Origin of the sequence: Vibrio sp. RE86 (assembly GCF_013114545.1) — a bacterium.
Classification (GTDB): Bacteria; Pseudomonadota; Gammaproteobacteria; order Enterobacterales; family Vibrionaceae; genus Vibrio.
The window spans coordinates 90,938-108,339 of the sequence record NZ_VTXI01000001.1; the positions used below are offsets into that span (position 1 = coordinate 90,938).

Sequence of the window (17,402 nt, forward strand, 5' to 3'; positions counted from 1 at the left end):
CACTTTACTGGAACATCACTATATGAAATTTGCACCGAGCGTGGGCGTTAAGTTCCACGAGGACGGCTCTGTACGCCGTTTTCCTGGCAACACCTTTATTTGTCATGTCGATCCATCTTTAGAACTGATCAATGAATTAACTTGGGCACAAGACCAGCTAAAAGCGATGGAGTGCGGCGCTAAGTTCTCTTATCTTCCTATCGAGTCAATGCACATGACGGTATTTGAAGGTGTATGTGACCAGATTCGTCTTGCGGAAAAATGGACATCAAAAGTGCCGCTTGATGCGCCACTGAGCGCCACAACAGAGTACTTTTCTGAAGCGGTTCGTCATATTGGTGCTCATCAAGGCTTCGAAATGGTGTATGACTATGTACACAATTGCCAAGTAGGTGGTTCGGCTATTCGTATTAAACCGGCGAACGAACAGACCAAACAGGCACTTGCAGACTGTCGCTCGCAGCTTCGTGACGCAACAGGGATTAATATGCCTGACTTTGATGATTACCATTTCCATATTACCTTGAGCTATCGAGTCATCGAGCTGGAAGAGCATGAAAAGCAAGAGCTGCTCGCGACGACAGATCGTATTGCTGAACGAATCTCAAAATCGTTTGGTACGTTGAAACATCGTGCTGTCGAGTTCTGTACATTTGAAGACATGTTTGAATTCAAACCACTGCAAACTCTTTCTTAATCTCATCATGTAGAGCAGTATTTTCGCTGCTCTGTTCTTATTCCTTTTCTCTGTATTTGTCACCTTTGTGACCGTTGCCACCTCGGATAATTGATCTATCTCAACCAAGGTGGCGACTACTTCTTTTTAGGTAAACGAATCGCTCTGCAACTCACATAAACTTACTTCTACAAGACTACAATTAAACTAGGTCAACAGACCCTAATAGATAGTGATAGGTGAACACTCTCGAACGTAGTTCGTATCTGTTAGGAGTGGGCACAGTAAGGCAATGTCATGAGCAATTCTAAATCAAAGACGTCAGAAAGCCGCCGACGTTTTCTGCGTGATACCGTAAGAACCGCAGCGGGAGTCGGCGCTGCCGCAACGGTACTTGGGCTACAGTCAGTGCAAACCCAAGCGCGTGATGGCGCAGGTGTGCCTGTTAGGCCACCAGGAGCATTACCCAAAGGGGAGTTTGAAAAAGCCTGCACACGCTGTGGGTTGTGCGTCCAAGCATGCCCTTATGACACGTTAAAACTGGCGACCTTGCTCTCCTCGGTGGAGTCAGGAACGCCTTACTTCGATGCTCGGAAAATCCCCTGCGAGATGTGTGAAGACATCCCTTGTGTCGTCGCGTGTCCAAGTGGCGCGTTGGACCCGTCTTTGACCAATATCGATGATGCTCGTATGGGGACGGCGGTACTCATCGACCATGAATCTTGCCTGAACTGGCAAGGGTTACGCTGCGATGTTTGTTATCGAGTATGCCCGCTTATCGATGAAGCGATCACGCTAGAACATGTGCGCAATGAACGAACTGGCTATCACGCCAAACTTATCCCGACTGTTCATTCAGATAAATGCACTGGCTGTGGTAAATGTGAGCAGGCGTGTGTCACAGAAGTGGCAGCGATTAAGATCATCCCAACCGAACTTGCGAAAGGAAAGATGGGTGCACACTACCAACTGGGTTGGGAAGAGGTCAGTAAACCGCTTGGCAATAATGAACCTGATCAAATGATACCTTCAGGTGCGCTTGAGTCGCTAGGAGGGAGCAAATAATGGCAAAAAATTTAGCCAAAGATGCAGGTAAAGAGGCGGCTCAAAAACTTGGCTGGTGGCACGCCCATCGCTTTCTTGTCTTGCGCCGGTTGTGTCAATTTAGCGTGATTGGATTATTCCTGTTAGGGCCGACTGTTGGGATCTTAAAAGGCAATTTATCATCAAGTTTGTTGCTTGAAACAGTACCTCTTACCGACCCTCTTATCCTGCTGCAAATTGTCTTTACTGGCCATGTCCCAGAGCTTAGTGCAATTTTGGGCGCTGCCATCGTGATCGGGTTTTATGCGCTGCTGAGCCCAAGAGCTTTCTGTGGCTGGGTATGTCCAATGAACGTAGTGACCGATGTTGCTGCCTGGCTTAAACGTAAGCTAGAGATCAAAGCCAGCTTTCGCTGGAATCCGCAATTACGTTATTGGCTTTTGCTCGCTTTGCTCGTTGGGAGCGCCGCATCAGGCACCGTGCTTTGGAGTTGGATCGACCCTGTAGCCGCCTTACACAGAGGGATTTTGTTTGGCATGGGCGCGGGCTGGATATTAATTTTACTGGTCTTTGTGGTGGATTTATTACTCGTGGACCACGGTTGGTGTGGCCACCTTTGTCCATTAGGTGCTACTTACGGTGTTATCGGACGCAAGAGCCCGATCAGGATTACGGCGACGAAACGAGAATCCTGCACAAAATGTATGGATTGTTATAACGTCTGCCCCGAGCCTGTTGTGCTGCGTCAGCCGCTTAAAGAAGGCGACCGACGTGTAATGGATCAAAACTGCATGAGCTGTGGGCGTTGTATCGATGTCTGCCCTGAAGACGTTTTAGAGTTTAAGGTCATCTTTAAAACTAAAGCCTAAAAGTGATGGTGCTTAGCCTAATCCACACTCCTTGAGTTTTGCGCAGATAGCTTCACGCGCCATCGTAACAGTCAGCGGTGGCTTGTTTGAATAAGGGTGAAGCGCGTAGACATTCGTGGCGTTAAGCTGCCAGTCAGGTATACAGGGTTCAAGGTTTGAGTAATTAGGCAGTAAGAACTCAGGTACGATGCCAACGCCCATATTTAGCGAGATCATCGTTGCTACCTGACTGATGGTGTTGACTCTATGCTTAGTGGTAAATCGGTACTCCAAGTTCTGCTGGCTGGATGGGTGCGTTAAATGATGCACGATTTGTTTTGATTGCCAGTGATTCGCAATGTAGGCGCAGCTATTTAGGTCTGGAGTATTGCCTTTAGCGCAGCACAATACGTCTCGAAATGCACCAACCTTTTGTTGTCGATAGTTGCTGTCGTTCGATTCTCCAACTCGGATCGCGAGATCAATGTCGTGCTGCATCAAATCCAATTGATGATCATCCGCGATAAGACTCAGTGACACCTTCGGATATTGTTGAAAGCTCTCCCCTAACGCGGGCGCAATGACACTCTCCATCAACGCATGAGGAGCAGTGATGGTGAGGCTGCCAGATGGCTCGTGTTGGCTTTCTCGCATCTCTTCCCATGCTTGGTCAACAATCTCATTCATCGCTTGGCAGCGTCGATAAAATGCCTCTCCCTGAGGTGTTAAGCTCTGCTTTCTGGTGGTGCGTTTTAACAAGGTGGTGCTCAATTCACTCTCTAACTGTTTGAGTGCGTGACTGAGTACTGACTTTGAGAGTTCTAACTTTTCAGCTGCTTTCGAGATAGAACCACATTCGACAATGTGCATAAACAGTGTCATCTGGCGATGTTTGTTCATAGTATTGTTCTCTATTTTCGAACAGTAAATTCTTATTTGTTTGTTTTTCTAAGTTAATAGTATCACTAAACTGGATACATCAACTCAGAGGAGACAGACAAATGACTCAATCAGTATTAAAAGCATGTCAGGCAGGTATCGAAGCATGGAAAACAGCCTTCAATAATCAAGATGCGAAAGGTTGTGCCGAGCAGTACGCCGAGGGAACAACAATGCATGCGAAGCCTTTCGGGACATTTGAAGGTCGTGAGCAGATTCAGGCGTTTTGGCAAAACATCATGGATCAAGGTTTCAGTGATGTAGCATACACTGATACAGAGTGGGAAAAGGTTGATGATGACAACTACATCCTGACGTCTAAATGGACAATGAACAAAGCGTTCGGTGTTGTACACAAAGAGGTGTGGACGATTCAGGAAGATGGCAAAGCACGTCTAACGTATGACGAGTTTGAAGTGCTAGGCGAAAGATAAACTCGCCTTAACGTAAAGAGTGAAACAAAAAGACCCGGCGAACCGGGTCTTTGTGTTTTTAGCCAAAGATAAAGCTGTAAAGGAAGCCAGCGCCAATGGCCATGCTGATGATGACGGTTAGGAAGGCAGCAATCATTTGGTTCTTGAAGATGGATTTAAGCAAAATCACTTCAGTCAAACTTGCGCCAGCACTACCAATGATCAATGCCATTACTGAGCCTAGTGCCATTCCTTTCTGTACCAACGCTGCACTCAATGGGATAACCGCTTCAGCACGAATGTACAGAGGGATACCGATGATCGCTGCGACTGGAATCGCGTACCACTTACCTTCACCTGCGTAATGGGCAATCAAGTCTGTTGGGATAAACCCGTAGATGAATGAACCAATCGCAATACCTAGCATTAAGTATGGGAATACCTGTTTAAAGTCTTTCCAAGTCGAGTGCCAGATTTTTACCCAGCGGCTCGGTTCTTTATTTTCAACGATGGTCGCTGTTGCGCTGCCATCACTACCACAGCAAGAGACTTCAACTTTTGGCTCTTCTTTTTTAGTGCCGCAGCATGATGACTCTTTTGCCATTACTGGAGCAGCAGGTTCGCCACAGCTTGATGTGTCACATGAACTCTCTTGTTTCACGGCAGGCTTGCCATCACCACAACTTGTCCCGCAGCTTGATGCTTCAGCTGCTTGATAAGCTTCAGGTTTCACGTAGCGCTCAAAGCCGAGTTTTTCTAGCACGTAGCCCGCAATGACCGAGACTGCCATCGCAATTACGAAGTAAAAGAGTGCGACTTTCCAACCAAATGTGACAACGAATAGGCCGATAATCACAGGGTTAAGTAGTGGGCTACCAAATAGGAAGACCATCATTGGGCCAAACCCGGCGCGAGCTCTTAATAAACCTTTTAGGAAAGGAATAGTTGAGCATGAGCAAAACGGGGTAATTGCGCCAAGTAGCGCAGCGACTACGTAACCTTTACCATTGCGTGAGCTAAGAATTGACTGAATTTTCTCCGGGGTTAAAAACTCCTGGAGTACGCCAACGATGTAGCTAATCGCTAAAAAGAGAATGATCAGTTCAGTCGCAAGGAAGGCGAACATATCTAATGCTTCGCTCGCCATGGACAGCAATTCAGTGCTTGTAAAACCAGTGTTCATACTATGACTCCAAATTCGATAGAGAATGAATCTGAATGTTCAAATTCATTTCGACTTTTCTGGAATTATAAAAACGACAGAGAAAAGATCAATGAATATTTCGATAGAAATCGAATTATTTTTGTGATCTGTTTTTTATCAATGACTTAGGATAGATAGAAGCGAGTAGGGAAGGTGAAAAGGCTTAGAAAGGTATTTTACGTTTTGAGGGCGGTGCTTAAATTGATGTTCTGCTTCAACCAATTATCAACCAGCCGAATGTGGAACTCTAAACAGTCAATGCCGCAAAGCGCGATCTCACGTTCTGGTTCAAACATGCTGTCGAGAAGCTGATTCATTTCACAAGGCGCGAGCATATCTTCGTGAAGCTTTAGCTCTTTGTAAGTCATTAAACGCTGCTGCACTTCAATAAGTGAGTGAGTCGCTGCTGTTGAAAGGGGTTTGGTCAGCACTTGGCGGTTATCGCAATTAACCTGAATGATTTTTTGCAAATTGCGAGTATGGATTTTGCAATTTGCTTTTAGCGGGTACGTCATTGTATCTCTCGTGTTAAGCGGTTTGTACGGTAAGTGCCTTTTTTCAAAGGGATTTTATGGAACAACCCATTAGGGGTAAACCGAGGCAGGAAAATATGGTCCACAAATTGCTGTAAATAGGACAATTCAGTCCAGTTTATTGGGGGGAAGAATGGATCCGATCATCATGGTTATCATGGAGCGTCGAAAGCAAGCGGGTTTATCGCAGGAAAAAGTCGCCAAGCTAGCTGGGATGAGCACTAAAACTTATCAACGCATTGAGCGAGGTGAGTCAGACCTTAAACTTTCTCAATATCGTTCCATTTTGCGTACATTGGGCATGACTCATTTAGATGTGGCAATGGATGAACTGTCAGTGAGAAAGGTCGAGTCTGATGATTTGATGTCTGCAGTACGTTTGCTCGACAAAGAGTCAAAACTGCTGTTGATTCGATTTATTCTCCAAGTCTCTAAAGGAAGAAATTAGCTGATCTGATACATCGCCCTAGAGCAATGATTGCAAATTATCAATATTTCCATTATTTTGGAAATATAAAGCCCACACTTTGTGGCTAGTCGGTTAATTTGGAGTTTTTGATGGAACTAGAAGTCGTTGCAAAAGCACTCAAAGAGCTGGGGCATCCTACTCGCTTATCAATCTATAAAGCGGTCGTGAAGGCTGGGTATCAAGGTATCGCGGTGGGCTCAGTTCAAGAACAATTGGGTATTCCTGGTTCAACCTTATCGCACCATATATCGAGCTTGGCTTCAGCAGGGCTTATCAGTCAACGCAGAGAAGGCCGAACCCTGTTTTGCGTGGCAGAATACCAATGCCTAGAAGGTGTGATCAGTTTTCTACAAGACGAGTGCTGCGCCGATGAAACTTGCTGATCCGAATCTCACTTTAGAAGAGGTGTGGGGACAGTACCAGAAAGCGCTTAAGTCTTTTCTCCATTCAAAAGTCAGTAACCCTGATGACGTGGATGATCTTCAGCAAGAGATACTATTAAAAACGCACCAAAACCTATCCTCCGTCAAAGACGCAGACAGTGTAAAGTCTTGGCTATTCCAGCTGGCAAATCGAACCATCATTGATTTTTACCGTAAGCGCGCTAGACAGCAACGTGACAGTGAACTGCAAGCGGAGGATTTATGGTTTGAGCAAGAAGAGGCGACCTTGGAGCAAGAGATGGCCGAGTGCATTAAGCCATTTGTCGATGCTTTGCCGAGTGATCAATCATCGTTGATTGATGCGGTCGATTTACAAGGAGAAAGTCAGAAGCGACTGGCTGAAAAAGTTGGCGTCAGCTATTCCACGTTAAAATCTCGTGTACAGAAGGGGCGTTTAGAGCTTCGTAAATTGTTTGAAGATTGCTGTACCTTGCAACTCGACAAGCACGGAAATGTGATGGAATGCGAAGCTAAATCAAACAGTTGTGGTCGCTGTTAGAATTGAGCTTCTACACTTCTTTCTATACTGTTTATTCTGCTATTTGGAAATAATAGAAAGCCCCCCATTGGATGTGTCTTCGGGGGCTTTTTTTGTTGTGGGTTACTTGGTCAGATCTATGAATGCACCATTAAGTGTGCCAGTGCTTTGAGGATGTTGTTTGTACATGCTGTACATATTCATATCGAGCACTTTTTGGTTGGCGTAATCAAAAGCTTCCTGAAGTGTTAATGTACCGTCTTGATTGGTATCCGCGACGGCATTGCCACCATTAAACAGTCCAGCACCTTGTGTTATGTAGTAGGTGAAGTAGCCCATGTCCACGCCATCCCCTTCTCGCTCGACCTTATAATCGCTAGCGTAGGGAGAGGCGTCGAGCTCTCTTGCAAGACCTGCCCATGAAAACTCAAGAGAATTTGATGATGTCACTACTGTGTAAGTTGGATCATTTTCGAACTGTTTTAACCCTTTACCCGAGCCACAACTTTCTAAGATAACTACCTTTTCTCCTGGATACTTATCGAGTTGTGTTTTTAGGTCATCGAAATCAATAGAGTGATCGTTGAACCAAATACCTCCGCCTCGACTGTCTCGACCATGAGAGGCAATGTAGACAATTAACTTGCCGTCTGATGCCGTTTGTTCGGCTGCTTTTTGTACGTAGTGTGAAAATTCAGAGGTGGAAATGTTGTGCATCAAATTCGTATTGTAGCCAGAGTTCGAAAGCATCTTTTCCATAGCAGTTGCATCATTTACCGTGGAAGCCATCTCCGCATGATCTAAATAATCGCCATCTTGATTTTTATCACCGATACCGATGAGCAGTGCGTTGTTTTTATATTGTTTCACTGGCTCAATAACTAAGTTTGAAACTTCAATTAAGCTGTTTTCAAACGTTAGGCCATCTTGTAGATCTTGCCCACTCACTCGAATTGTAAAGTGCTGAGCTCTGTTATAGACGCCCGAATAGCCAGTGTACCAATTGGTTTTCTTAAACAGTTCATCCCCTAAAGCATTCGAAACCAGAGATTTGACTTTCTTGCCATTCTCATGCTTTTTCGTTGCAGATCCGAGGTGGAAAGTCACGTCGTAATCCGCATCTGGGTTCACTTCAGTATCTCCATTTGCGACCACGGTGAATGACGAATCTTCTTTACCGAACCACGCCTGAGTTGTAACCGCATAATATTGATTGTGGGGGATGAGGTCGAAACCCTCGTGCTCAATCATTAGCTCGACAGTATCGCCATTTTGCGCAGTGCTCGGTGGTGCAAAGTCAAAATTAAACTTCGGTGTATTCGCCTCTTCTTTTTGAACGCCGATACTTTCCACCGTAATATCGTCTAACGTTACAAAGGCGTTCTTTAAACTAATCCCTTGTCTGAGTTGCTCACTCGTCACGGTAAACTCGATATTCTTTTTGGGGTTACCAAAGAATGATTGAAACTGAGCAATGGACTCTTCATTGCTAAAGACCGATAACTTCACCTTGTCTTTATTTTTCGCTTGGCCTGTCGATGCCCCTGCCAACGCTGTGACTTTAAATACTTGACCGTCGTAAGTGGCTGCTTGGCTGTTGAGCTTTAGGTCTAGTTGACCGACCGTTCGAGGGTAGACAAATGTTTGCCCCTTTCGGTTACCTGCTTTTTGGCTTGTAGGCGTTAATGTAAAGTCGCCATTTTGCAGCTGAGAGCGGAACGACTGACCGTGTGAGTAACGGCTCGCTGAGTAAAAGTCGAATGTAGCAAGTTTAGACGTCGGCGTAACTTTGATGTTATCTAAGGTCACGAACTGGTTGGCAAAAACTAACCCTTCCATCAGCGTTTTACCGGTTACCGTCAATTGGATATGCTGCTCGCTCGCTCCAAACAAATCCGCATAGCTTTGGATTGCAGTCTCCCCGTGAAGGACATCAAGCCTAACTTTGTTCCTTATTGAGGATCTCGACGTTGATGGTGCGGCTTTGAATGAGACCTCAAACAATACGTTTTCGATTTCCGGGCGATGGTCAGACAGCGACAAAGTCAGTTGACCACTATCAGAGTAGACAAATGTTTGGCCAAATTGATCGCCCATTTTTTGCTTGGATGCACTTAGGGAGTAGGCTTTTTGATTAAAGGTTCCATCGTAATCTCGCCCATGGTCAAAATAACGAAAGTAATCAAAATTAAACGTGGTGGTGAGTGATTTGTCGTTGCTGATGTTCTCTGATCCCAGAGAGGCTTGCGCTAGAACTGGCGCGCAAGTTAAGCAGCAAGCCACCGCAACTTTAGACATCTTCATGTTTTCTCCTTTCATACAGAATGATGTTCTGTTTAAAGTTAGTCGCATATAATCTCACTGTCAAATGAATAGAGATGCATTTTTTTAAGGGGGATAATCAATATGAGCTCAATTGAGTAAGTGCTTTTCTGATACTTTTTTTCTTTTTTTTCGTCTTTTCATCATGCTCATCGTCTTAAAGGTGTAAGTGATGCAAAGCTCGCATCCATCCCCTAAATTAAGAGAGTTAAGAAATGATTAAGATCGTAAGCTTCAAAATTTGTCCATTTGTCCAACGTGTTACCGCAGCGCTAGAAGCGAAGAAGATCCCTTATGAGATTGAGTACATCAGCCTTAAGAACAAACCTCAGTGGTTCCTAGATATCTCTCCGAACGGACAAGTACCTCTACTAGTGACTGAAAATGGTACTGCACTGTTTGAGTCGGATGCGATCATTGAATACATCGAAGATGAGTTTGGAGCATTAGAAGAAGGTGTGACTAACGAGCAACGAGCGCTTGACCGTGCGTGGAGCTACTTAGGTTCAAAGCATTATTTGGCTCAGTGCAGCACAATGCGCAGCAATGACAAAGCAACACTCACCGACCGAGTAGCGAATATTGCGAAAGCATTTGGTAAGGTAGAAAAACAGCTTACAGGGCCTTTCTTCAAAGGTGACCAGTTGAGCAATGTAGACATGGCATGGCTACCTCTACTGCACCGCGCTGACATCATCAAAGCGCATACTTGCTTTGACATGTTAGAGGGCTTTCCTAAAGTACAGGCTTGGCAGCAACAGATTATGGAAACTGGACTAGTGGAGAAAACAGTGTCTGAAGACTTTGAAGCAGCATTTACCGGCTTCTACCTATCAGATGACACCTTTTTAGGTAAAGGCGAAGACTGCAAGCCGAACAATGGCTGTGGTACAAACTGCTGCTAACACCCAGTAAATGTGATGGAGCCTCGCTATTTAGTGAGGCTTTTTTGTATTTACTGTTTGGCCTTTGAAAGATTACCTAAACTGTTTAGGTCTTAGTTACTGATAGATAGGGAGAATAGAATGGTAACTGCACTTTACGCGTCGATACTTGCGGCTTTGATGATTTGGTTGTCGATTGAGGTGATCAAGCAGCGTCGCAAGGCTCAAGTAAAGTACGCCGACGGTGGTGTCGATGCTCTTCAAATTGCGCGCAGTGCTCACAGTAATGCAGTGGATTATATTCCCATCACGCTGATCATGATGGCCCTACTTGAATACAATGGGGCAAGCTTATGGATGGTACACGTATGTGGTGGATTATTTGTGTTCGGGCGTATCTTGCATGCCAAAGGGATTTTAGCGGACAAACTGAAAGGACGAGTGTCTGGGATGAAACTTACCTTTTTGGTCATGGCTATCCTGATTGTTCTCAACATCGCTTATTTGCCTTTTGACAGGCTGTGGTAAATGAAAATATACGCACCGCCAGCATGGTCGCTCGTACTAACAGGTTTGATTTTGAACGTGTTGGCCTTGCTGATGTCGAGTGTCGTACTCGATAGATTAAGTGGTGAGATAGCGACGCTGACCGAGCAAAAGGATGAGAATGTCTATTCCATTCAGCTTGCTTGGAACAGTGTTGAGATGCTCGAACGTAAGCGAGAAATGCTCCTGATTCATTTATCTCAAAATGTAGACTCTAAGCCTAACTCCTCCATACAAAACGCGCTTCAAGGTCAATTAAGTCATTGGGTGACGGCGACAGTTCCTGAGATCACGATAGAGAATTTGCCTCAGCTAATGATGTTGGTGAATCAAGCCCAGCAGCGCTATCGTGATCAGATTGATGAATTCTATCTGGATAATCTCTCTACTTCCGAGCGCGTTACTGTGCTTAATGAACAGATTGCGTGGTACAAAAACATCGGCCTGTTTTTACAAGTGTTTGGTTTAGCGCTCATACTGGCTAGGGACTTGGCGAGACGGCCAAGTTAAATCTTACTGCTTAAAGTAAAAAAGCGATGGTAAAAACCATCGCTTTTTAGTTTTAAATCTCCACTAACTAGCGGAACAGCCAGCGATAGAGCGGCGTTTTTTCTAACCCTCTTACCACCAAGTAAGTCACGACGGTCGCGCCAAATAACACCGTCATATCTTTCGCAAAACCACCGAGTTCAAGAATTCCAGCAACGTTCATCATCACGATGATCATAGGTAGATGCGCAACATAAAGTGGCAGAACGTACTTTGATTGTGCGGTTAACCAACGGCCAGTACCTAACGTCGGTTTGCTGAGTAGCCATAAAAAGGCACCAGTGCCCCATAAGACAGTGCCAAATAGATAGTCATTGGCATTAAAGGGTTGGTCGAACTGGCTGAGAACCCAAGCTTCGGTAAAGTGCATCACTATGCCTAGTGTCGCCAGTTGCAGGGCTTGTTTGCTGGTCGCGGTGGTAGCTTGTTGTCTTATCGCAAAACCAATTGCGAACAGCAAGGTACTAAAGAAGGGGCCATTACGGGTAAAAAAGGGTGCCCAAAAGTCGGTTAGCCCCTGGTAGCTTCCTGCCAATACGCCATAAACGTATAGCGCCATACCGAGCGGAATTAACAACTCGATTTTGTTTCGATGCGCAAGAAGAGCCGTGATAGCCGCTGCACTGATCAGGGCAGGAATAAACCACAAGTGAACCAGTCCGCCTTCCAATAGGGTATTGAGTGGCGTCTGCGCGAGGAAACCCCAGTAGCCCTGTCTCTCGGCTAAATAGCCCGCTTCGGCAACTTTCCCAAGGTTAAATGGCATGGCTAAGCAGATAAGGCTCCAAACAACGAACACTTTAAGGAGTGGAGTGCTGTAGCGTTTAAAGGTTTCTAATGGGTTTTGAACCAACTTAGGTTGAATTAAGTAGCCGGAAATTAGGAAAAATAAGGGAACAGCGAATCGAGTCGCTTGGTTGAAGATGTAACCCACCCAAGGAACCTCGTTGAACTGCCAATAGCTTAAAAACATCTGGCAGTGCATAGCGGCAATAGCAAGGATCGCCACAACACGGCCTAGTTCGATACTCTGAATTTTTTGATTTTCCATAGCGATATTCAAAGAAAAAGGAAGAGGGATATCGTATATCAGGATGACCATAATCGAAGTAGCGTAAAATCAATATGAAGGTGATAACAGGGCTATTTGGATTAATATTTGCGAAGTAAATCAAACTAATTATGTCGGAGTAGGCGAGCCACTACCCTCCACCTTAGGTGATAAATCTATTAAATAGTTTGAAAAAAAGAACGAGTGTGCTAAAAATAATGTCAGTAGTGTTGAGAGAGCAGTATGAGTAAAGGCAAAGTCACCCGAGAAAACATCTTGGCTAAGGCATTTGAGCTAGCGAGTGAAAATGGACTTGAGAGCCTCACGATTGGCGAGCTCGCCAAGCAGTGTGGGATGTCAAAAAGTGGTCTTTTTGCCCATTTTAACTCGAAAGATAACCTGCAAATTGCGGTGCTTGATTATGCCAATCAGGTCTTTACTGCACGTGTGATCGCACCTGCTCGCGAGTGTTCATCGATCTCGATTGAAGAGAAGTTAACCAAGCTTTTGGATAATTGGCTTGGTTGGAATCACTCTTTTCAAGGCAGTTGCATGTTTTTAGATGCTTGGAAAGAGACCAGCGTCGATGAAGCACCGACACAAAAGGCATTAAAGAAGACACTTGCCACTTGGATTGAGTATTTACGAATTCAAGTAGCGAAAGGGGTCGAAAATGGCGAGTTTCGTCGCGATCTAGACCCTAAACAAGCGACGTTTGAATTGTATGGTTTGTATTTGAGTGCTCACCTGTTTTATTCAATTCATGGGGAGCAGGCGAGTTACAACCATTTTTGGCAGGGCGTTCAAAGCCAAATTGCTCGCTGGAAATAGACATAATGAAGCTAAGCAGACTGCTTAGCTTATTCTTTATATAAAAATAGCACGGTCGTTCGCTTTGTGGTTTAACAATGGATCGGGCGTTAAAAGGACAGAACCATGAGTGAGAAGATCTACTTTAACACCTCGCAAAAATTCAGCGTCAAAAAGAGCTTGGTGAATATCACGACTCGTTTGCATCACACGATTGCGCCAAAGCACGCTGAAAACACCGCGCGAAAGTTGCTGCTGACGCCAGCGAGAACGGCGCCTAAAAATGCTGAGCCAACAGGTTTAGTGAAGGGTGAAGTGATGTCCAAAGAGGGCATGCTGAAGACCTATCAATTGGGCAGCGGCCCAGTATGGGTATTGGCTCACGGCTGGTCTGGTAGCTCAAGCCAGTTCTACCCACTTATGGAGCATATCGCGAGCAAAGGTTACACGGCACTCGCTTATGACCACCCTGCTCACGGCCAAAGTGAAGGCGTGTATGGGCATATTCCAGCGTTTGTTCAAGGCCTTGAAGCCATTTTGGATAGTGTTGATGAGGTTGCGGGCTTGGTCGCTCACAGCATGGGGACAGCATCGTCGATTGAGTGTCATCATCAAAAGCTGGTGGATAAACCGTTCCTGTTGATTGCACCAGTATTGGATTACTTGGACAACCTATTTGGTAGTGTCGCGCGTTCTGGTTATTCAATGCGTCTTTTCAATGCGGTGGTTTCTGAGATCGAAGAGCAATATCGCTACCCGATTCAGTCTGTTGACCCATACAACAAGCTGAAGAAACGTAATGCGCATACCATCATTGTCCATGATGAAGGCGACAAATTCACGAAGTTCTCAGTCTCGAAGCAAGCAGCTGAAGAGATGGAGAATGTCACTCTAGTGGCTACACAAGGTCAAGGGCATGGGCGAGTAATGAAGTGCGATGAGGTCTTCGCAAGCTTTGATGAGTTGACGACAAAGTAACGTATTTTTCTCCTTTATTCTAAAGAGCGGCTTTCGTCGCTCTTATTTGTTTTTGTACAATTATTAAAGACCTAACCCTTTCTGGCTACTATTGATATTGTTGATGTTAATATGGTGGCAATAAGATCTTTCCATTCATTAACTTAACATTTATAACCTTGTGTTTGATGTGGTTAACAAATTCGCAAAGAAAAATATTTCAATATGAAGCAATGTGGGATTATTTGCTATGCCACAAGGCCCTCATAAGGAAATATAATAATGAATAGAAATGATAGTGTCCCTTTACCCAGTAACACCCGAGAATGGTTTTTTAACCGAAACAGTCTGATCATCCTTGCTGATATTGCTCTGTTTGCCACTCTTTACTTTACTCTGCCGTTCGATCCTCAAGTTGTCCTTGGCATTTGTATGCTGACCTTCGTTGCCATCTTATGGTTAACGGAAGCACTGCACGTCACTGTGACGGCGATACTCGTACCCATCATGGCGGTGCTTTTTGGTGTGTTCAATACTCAAACCGCGCTTAATAACTTTGCGAATTCGATCATCTTTCTGTTCCTTGGTGGCTTTGCATTGGCCGCGGCTATGCACCGACAAGGGTTGGATAAAGTCATTGCTGACAAAGTGTTGATCGTCGCGAAAGGCAAAATGAGTGTAGCCGTCTTCATGTTGTTCGGTGTCACAGCGGCCTTGTCTATGTGGATCAGTAATACCGCGACGGCAGCCATGATGCTGCCTTTAGTGCTAGGTGTACTAAGCAAAGTGAACTCCGAAAGTGGGCATAAAACCTATGTATTCGTTCTATTGGGCATTGCGTACAGCGCAAGTATTGGTGGTATTGCTACGATTGTAGGTAGTCCGCCAAATGCCATTGCTGCCGCAGAAGTTGGGCTAACGTTTACTGAATGGATGAGTTTTGGTCTGCCAACGGCGTTAATTCTTCTACCTATTTCGATTGCGGTGCTTTTCGCTGTACTTAAACCAAACCTAAGTGGTGAGTTCGAGTTAAATCATACTCCAGTCGAGTGGGATAAAGGGAAAGTGGTCACCTTGGCAATATTCGGCGCGACCGTTTGTTTGTGGATTTTTAGTAAGCCGATTAATGCCATGCTGGGCGGGTATTCTAAATTCGATACCATCGTCGCTCTAGGGGCTATTGTGGCGGTTAACTTTGCTCGTGTGGTTCACTGGAAAGATATAGAGAAGACCGCTGACTGGGGCGTATTGCTACTGTTTGGTGGTGGTATCTGTTTGAGTAATGTACTTAAAGCAACAGGTACCAGTGTCTTTCTGGCTAATGGACTGAGTGAGATGATTGCTCACTTAGGTATCTTCTTCATTATTGCTGTAGTGGCGATTTTCGTGGTGTTCTTAACGGAGTTCGCGAGTAATACGGCAAGTGCGGCGCTGCTTATCCCAGTATTTGCAACGGTTGCTGAGGCATTTGGCATGTCACCTGTCATTCTATCGGTATTGATTGCTGTGGCGGCTTCTTGTGCCTTTATGTTACCCGTCGCGACGCCACCAAATGCCATCGTGTTTGGCTCAGGGCACATTAAACAGAGCGAAATGATGCGAGTGGGTATCATCCTAAACGTTGCTTGTATCGGTGCATTGACCCTTATCGCGCTTACTTTCTGGGCGTAAATAAACGTACTTTGGAAGTGCTAAATAGCCTACCATTGCGGTAGGCTATTTTTTTACCCATGGTCATATCACTGTTTCGGATCGTAAGGAATCACCATGCAGGCAATCAATAACAAAACGCTACTCTCATTTATGGCTCCAAACAGAGAGCAAGGCATTGAGGTATTTAACCCTGCGACAGGAGAGTCTCTCGGGTATGCCCCTGTAATGTCTGAGCGAGAGATTCATCAAGCCATTGAAGGTGCCCATAGTGCCCAAAAAGTGTGGGCAACGAAGACAGCAAAAGAGCGCGCCACATTACTACAGCGGTGGTATCAGTTGGTACTCGACAATCAGCCAGACTTAGCCACGCTGATGACTCTAGAGCAGGGTAAACCTTTAGCTGAAGCTCGCGGAGAAGTGATGTATGGGGCAAGCTTCATCGAGTGGTTCGCTGAAGAAGCCAAACGAACCTACGGTGAGACGATACCGTCACCTGGTGGTGATAAACGTATTATGACCATTAAGCAGCCAGTTGGCGTTGCTTGTGCGATTACGCCTTGGAATTTTCCTATTGCGATGATCACACGTAAGGCGGCGCCTGCTTTGGCGGCTGGGTGCAGCTTTGTTGTGAAACCTGCTGAGCTGACTCCCTTGTGTGCGTTTGCGTTAGCAGAATTAGCCTATCAAGCGGGCATCCCGAAACAGGTATTCAAGGTTGTACTCGGAGAACAAGCTCCGAATGTTGGAGCTATCTTTACGTCGCATCCGTTGGTTCGAAAGCTCTCATTTACGGGGTCGACTCAAGTGGGACGCTTATTGATGGAACAAAGCGCACACGACGTAAAGAGAACCTCAATGGAGCTGGGCGGTAATGCCCCGTTTATTGTGTTTGATGATGCAGATATCGATTCTGCTGTTGAAGGGGCGATGGCCTCAAAGTTTCGAAATGCGGGACAAACTTGTGTGTGTGCCAACCGATTCTATGTCCATCGTGATGTGTATGAAGAGTTTGTCACCAAGTTTGATACGGCTGTCCAACAGCTTAAGGTTGGAAATGGTCTCGAAGATGGGGTGAATATCGGTCCTGTCATTAGTCAGGCTGCGAAACAGAATATTCAAGCCTTGATCGAGCGAGCGATAGAGCAGGGCGCTGAACCAGTATCTGAGCTGGAATCACTAGACGGACTCTTTATGCAGCCAGTCGTGCTCAAGAATGTGCGTCACGAGATGGATATTGTGTCACAAGAAATCTTTGGCCCTGTTGCTCCTGTGATTGAGTTTGAGAGTGATGAACAACTCATTGAAATGGCCAATGACACTATCTATGGCTTAGCTGCGTATTTTTACAGCCAAAACATCCATCGTGTTTGGAATATTGCTGAAGCATTGGAGTACGGTATGGTCGGGGTTAATGAAGGGATTATCTCGACTGAGATGGCTCCGTTTGGCGGAATCAAGCAGTCAGGTATTGGTCGAGAAGGCGGCAAGCAAGGGATCGATGAGTATCTCAACACCAAATACCTTTGCTTTGGCAAGGGCTAAGAGAAAAAAGAGAGCACCCTATGCGAGTGCTCTCTACCTAG

General features: G+C 45.4%; 19 protein-coding genes. 14 read left to right on the forward strand and 5 right to left on the reverse strand.

The features are described from left to right. Positions 1-22 precede the first annotated feature (22 nt). From F0231_RS00475 to napH, 3 genes are all read left to right on the forward strand, one after another. Positions 23-697, forward strand: coding sequence for a DUF1868 domain-containing protein (locus tag F0231_RS00475; protein ID WP_171757751.1), 675 nt, complete (start codon positions 23-25; stop codon positions 695-697). Positions 698-973: 276 nt separating this feature from the next. Next, a complete protein-coding gene (gene napG / locus F0231_RS00480; RefSeq protein WP_171757752.1) occupies positions 974-1,741 on the forward strand; it encodes a ferredoxin-type protein NapG in 768 nt (255 codons plus the stop codon). Beyond that, positions 1,741-2,589 carry a quinol dehydrogenase ferredoxin subunit NapH gene (napH, locus tag F0231_RS00485; protein WP_171757753.1) on the forward strand — a complete coding sequence of 283 codons (849 nt, stop codon included), beginning with the start codon at positions 1,741-1,743 and terminating at the stop codon, positions 2,587-2,589. The genes napG and napH overlap by 1 nt, the downstream gene beginning before the upstream one ends. 12 nt (positions 2,590-2,601) lie before the next feature. On the opposite strand, the gene F0231_RS00490 is transcribed toward napH, so the two are convergent. Next, positions 2,602-3,468 (reverse strand): LysR family transcriptional regulator, encoded by an 867-nt coding sequence (locus F0231_RS00490; RefSeq protein WP_171757754.1) that lies wholly within the window; start codon positions 3,466-3,468, stop codon positions 2,602-2,604. 101 nt (positions 3,469-3,569) lie between these two features. Between F0231_RS00490 and F0231_RS00495 the strand changes: the two genes are divergently transcribed. After that, on the forward strand, positions 3,570-3,941 hold the full coding sequence (locus F0231_RS00495; RefSeq protein ID WP_171757755.1) for a nuclear transport factor 2 family protein: 372 nt from the start codon (positions 3,570-3,572) through the stop codon (positions 3,939-3,941). A 58-nt stretch (positions 3,942-3,999) separates the two neighbouring features. Here the strand turns inward: F0231_RS00495 and F0231_RS00500 are convergent, their stop codons facing one another. Both F0231_RS00500 and F0231_RS00505 read right to left on the reverse strand, forming a co-directional pair. Then, the gene (locus F0231_RS00500; protein ID WP_171757756.1) at positions 4,000-5,103 is read right to left on the reverse strand and encodes a permease; all 1,104 of its coding nucleotides are present in this window, start codon (positions 5,101-5,103) and stop codon (positions 4,000-4,002) included. A gap of 197 nt (positions 5,104-5,300) precedes the next feature. Continuing rightward, entirely contained in the window at positions 5,301-5,639 is a 339-nt protein-coding gene (locus F0231_RS00505; RefSeq protein ID WP_171757757.1) for a hypothetical protein, read from the reverse strand. A gap of 151 nt (positions 5,640-5,790) precedes the next feature. On the opposite strand from F0231_RS00505, the gene F0231_RS00510 reads away from it, so the two are divergent. The 3 genes from F0231_RS00510 (at position 5,791) to sigZ (ending at position 7,068) form a co-directional block, all read left to right on the forward strand. Next, a complete protein-coding gene (locus F0231_RS00510; RefSeq protein WP_171757758.1) occupies positions 5,791-6,105 on the forward strand; it encodes a helix-turn-helix domain-containing protein in 315 nt (104 codons plus the stop codon). 110 nt (positions 6,106-6,215) lie between these two features. After that, a complete protein-coding gene (locus tag F0231_RS00515; RefSeq protein WP_171757759.1) occupies positions 6,216-6,509 on the forward strand; it encodes a helix-turn-helix transcriptional regulator in 294 nt (97 codons plus the stop codon). Beyond that, complete coding sequence (sigZ, locus tag F0231_RS00520) at positions 6,496-7,068, forward strand: RNA polymerase sigma factor SigZ (protein WP_171757760.1); 573 nt, start codon at positions 6,496-6,498, stop codon at positions 7,066-7,068. Before F0231_RS00515 ends, sigZ begins: the two co-directional genes overlap by 14 nt. Before the next feature lie 102 nt (positions 7,069-7,170). On the opposite strand, the gene F0231_RS00525 is transcribed toward sigZ, so the two are convergent. Continuing rightward, positions 7,171-9,351 carry a caspase family protein gene (locus F0231_RS00525; RefSeq protein WP_171757761.1) on the reverse strand — a complete coding sequence of 727 codons (2,181 nt, stop codon included), beginning with the start codon at positions 9,349-9,351 and terminating at the stop codon, positions 7,171-7,173. 233 nt (positions 9,352-9,584) lie between these two features. On the opposite strand from F0231_RS00525, the gene F0231_RS00530 reads away from it, so the two are divergent. From F0231_RS00530 to F0231_RS00540, 3 genes are all read left to right on the forward strand, one after another. Next, entirely contained in the window at positions 9,585-10,274 is a 690-nt protein-coding gene (locus F0231_RS00530) for a glutathione S-transferase family protein (RefSeq protein WP_171757762.1), read from the forward strand. 120 nt (positions 10,275-10,394) lie between these two features. After that, positions 10,395-10,781, forward strand: a complete 387-nt coding sequence (locus F0231_RS00535; protein ID WP_171757763.1) for an MAPEG family protein — start codon at positions 10,395-10,397, stop codon at positions 10,779-10,781. Then, positions 10,782-11,309 (forward strand): DNA mismatch repair protein, encoded by a 528-nt coding sequence (locus F0231_RS00540; protein ID WP_171757764.1) that lies wholly within the window; start codon positions 10,782-10,784, stop codon positions 11,307-11,309. A gap of 67 nt (positions 11,310-11,376) precedes the next feature. Here the strand turns inward: F0231_RS00540 and F0231_RS00545 are convergent, their stop codons facing one another. Continuing rightward, the gene (locus F0231_RS00545) at positions 11,377-12,399 is read right to left on the reverse strand and encodes an acyltransferase (protein WP_171757765.1); all 1,023 of its coding nucleotides are present in this window, start codon (positions 12,397-12,399) and stop codon (positions 11,377-11,379) included. 243 nt (positions 12,400-12,642) lie between these two features. Between F0231_RS00545 and F0231_RS00550 the strand changes: the two genes are divergently transcribed. The 4 genes from F0231_RS00550 (at position 12,643) to F0231_RS00565 (ending at position 17,361) form a co-directional block, all read left to right on the forward strand. Next, on the forward strand, positions 12,643-13,230 hold the full coding sequence (locus tag F0231_RS00550; RefSeq protein ID WP_171757766.1) for a TetR/AcrR family transcriptional regulator: 588 nt from the start codon (positions 12,643-12,645) through the stop codon (positions 13,228-13,230). 105 nt (positions 13,231-13,335) lie between these two features. After that, positions 13,336-14,187 (forward strand): alpha/beta fold hydrolase, encoded by an 852-nt coding sequence (locus tag F0231_RS00555; protein ID WP_171757767.1) that lies wholly within the window; start codon positions 13,336-13,338, stop codon positions 14,185-14,187. A gap of 261 nt (positions 14,188-14,448) precedes the next feature. Beyond that, on the forward strand, positions 14,449-15,837 hold the full coding sequence (locus tag F0231_RS00560; RefSeq protein WP_171757768.1) for a DASS family sodium-coupled anion symporter: 1,389 nt from the start codon (positions 14,449-14,451) through the stop codon (positions 15,835-15,837). A 96-nt stretch (positions 15,838-15,933) separates the two neighbouring features. After that, the gene (locus tag F0231_RS00565; RefSeq protein WP_171757769.1) at positions 15,934-17,361 is read left to right on the forward strand and encodes an NAD-dependent succinate-semialdehyde dehydrogenase; all 1,428 of its coding nucleotides are present in this window, start codon (positions 15,934-15,936) and stop codon (positions 17,359-17,361) included. Positions 17,362-17,402 lie beyond the last annotated feature (41 nt).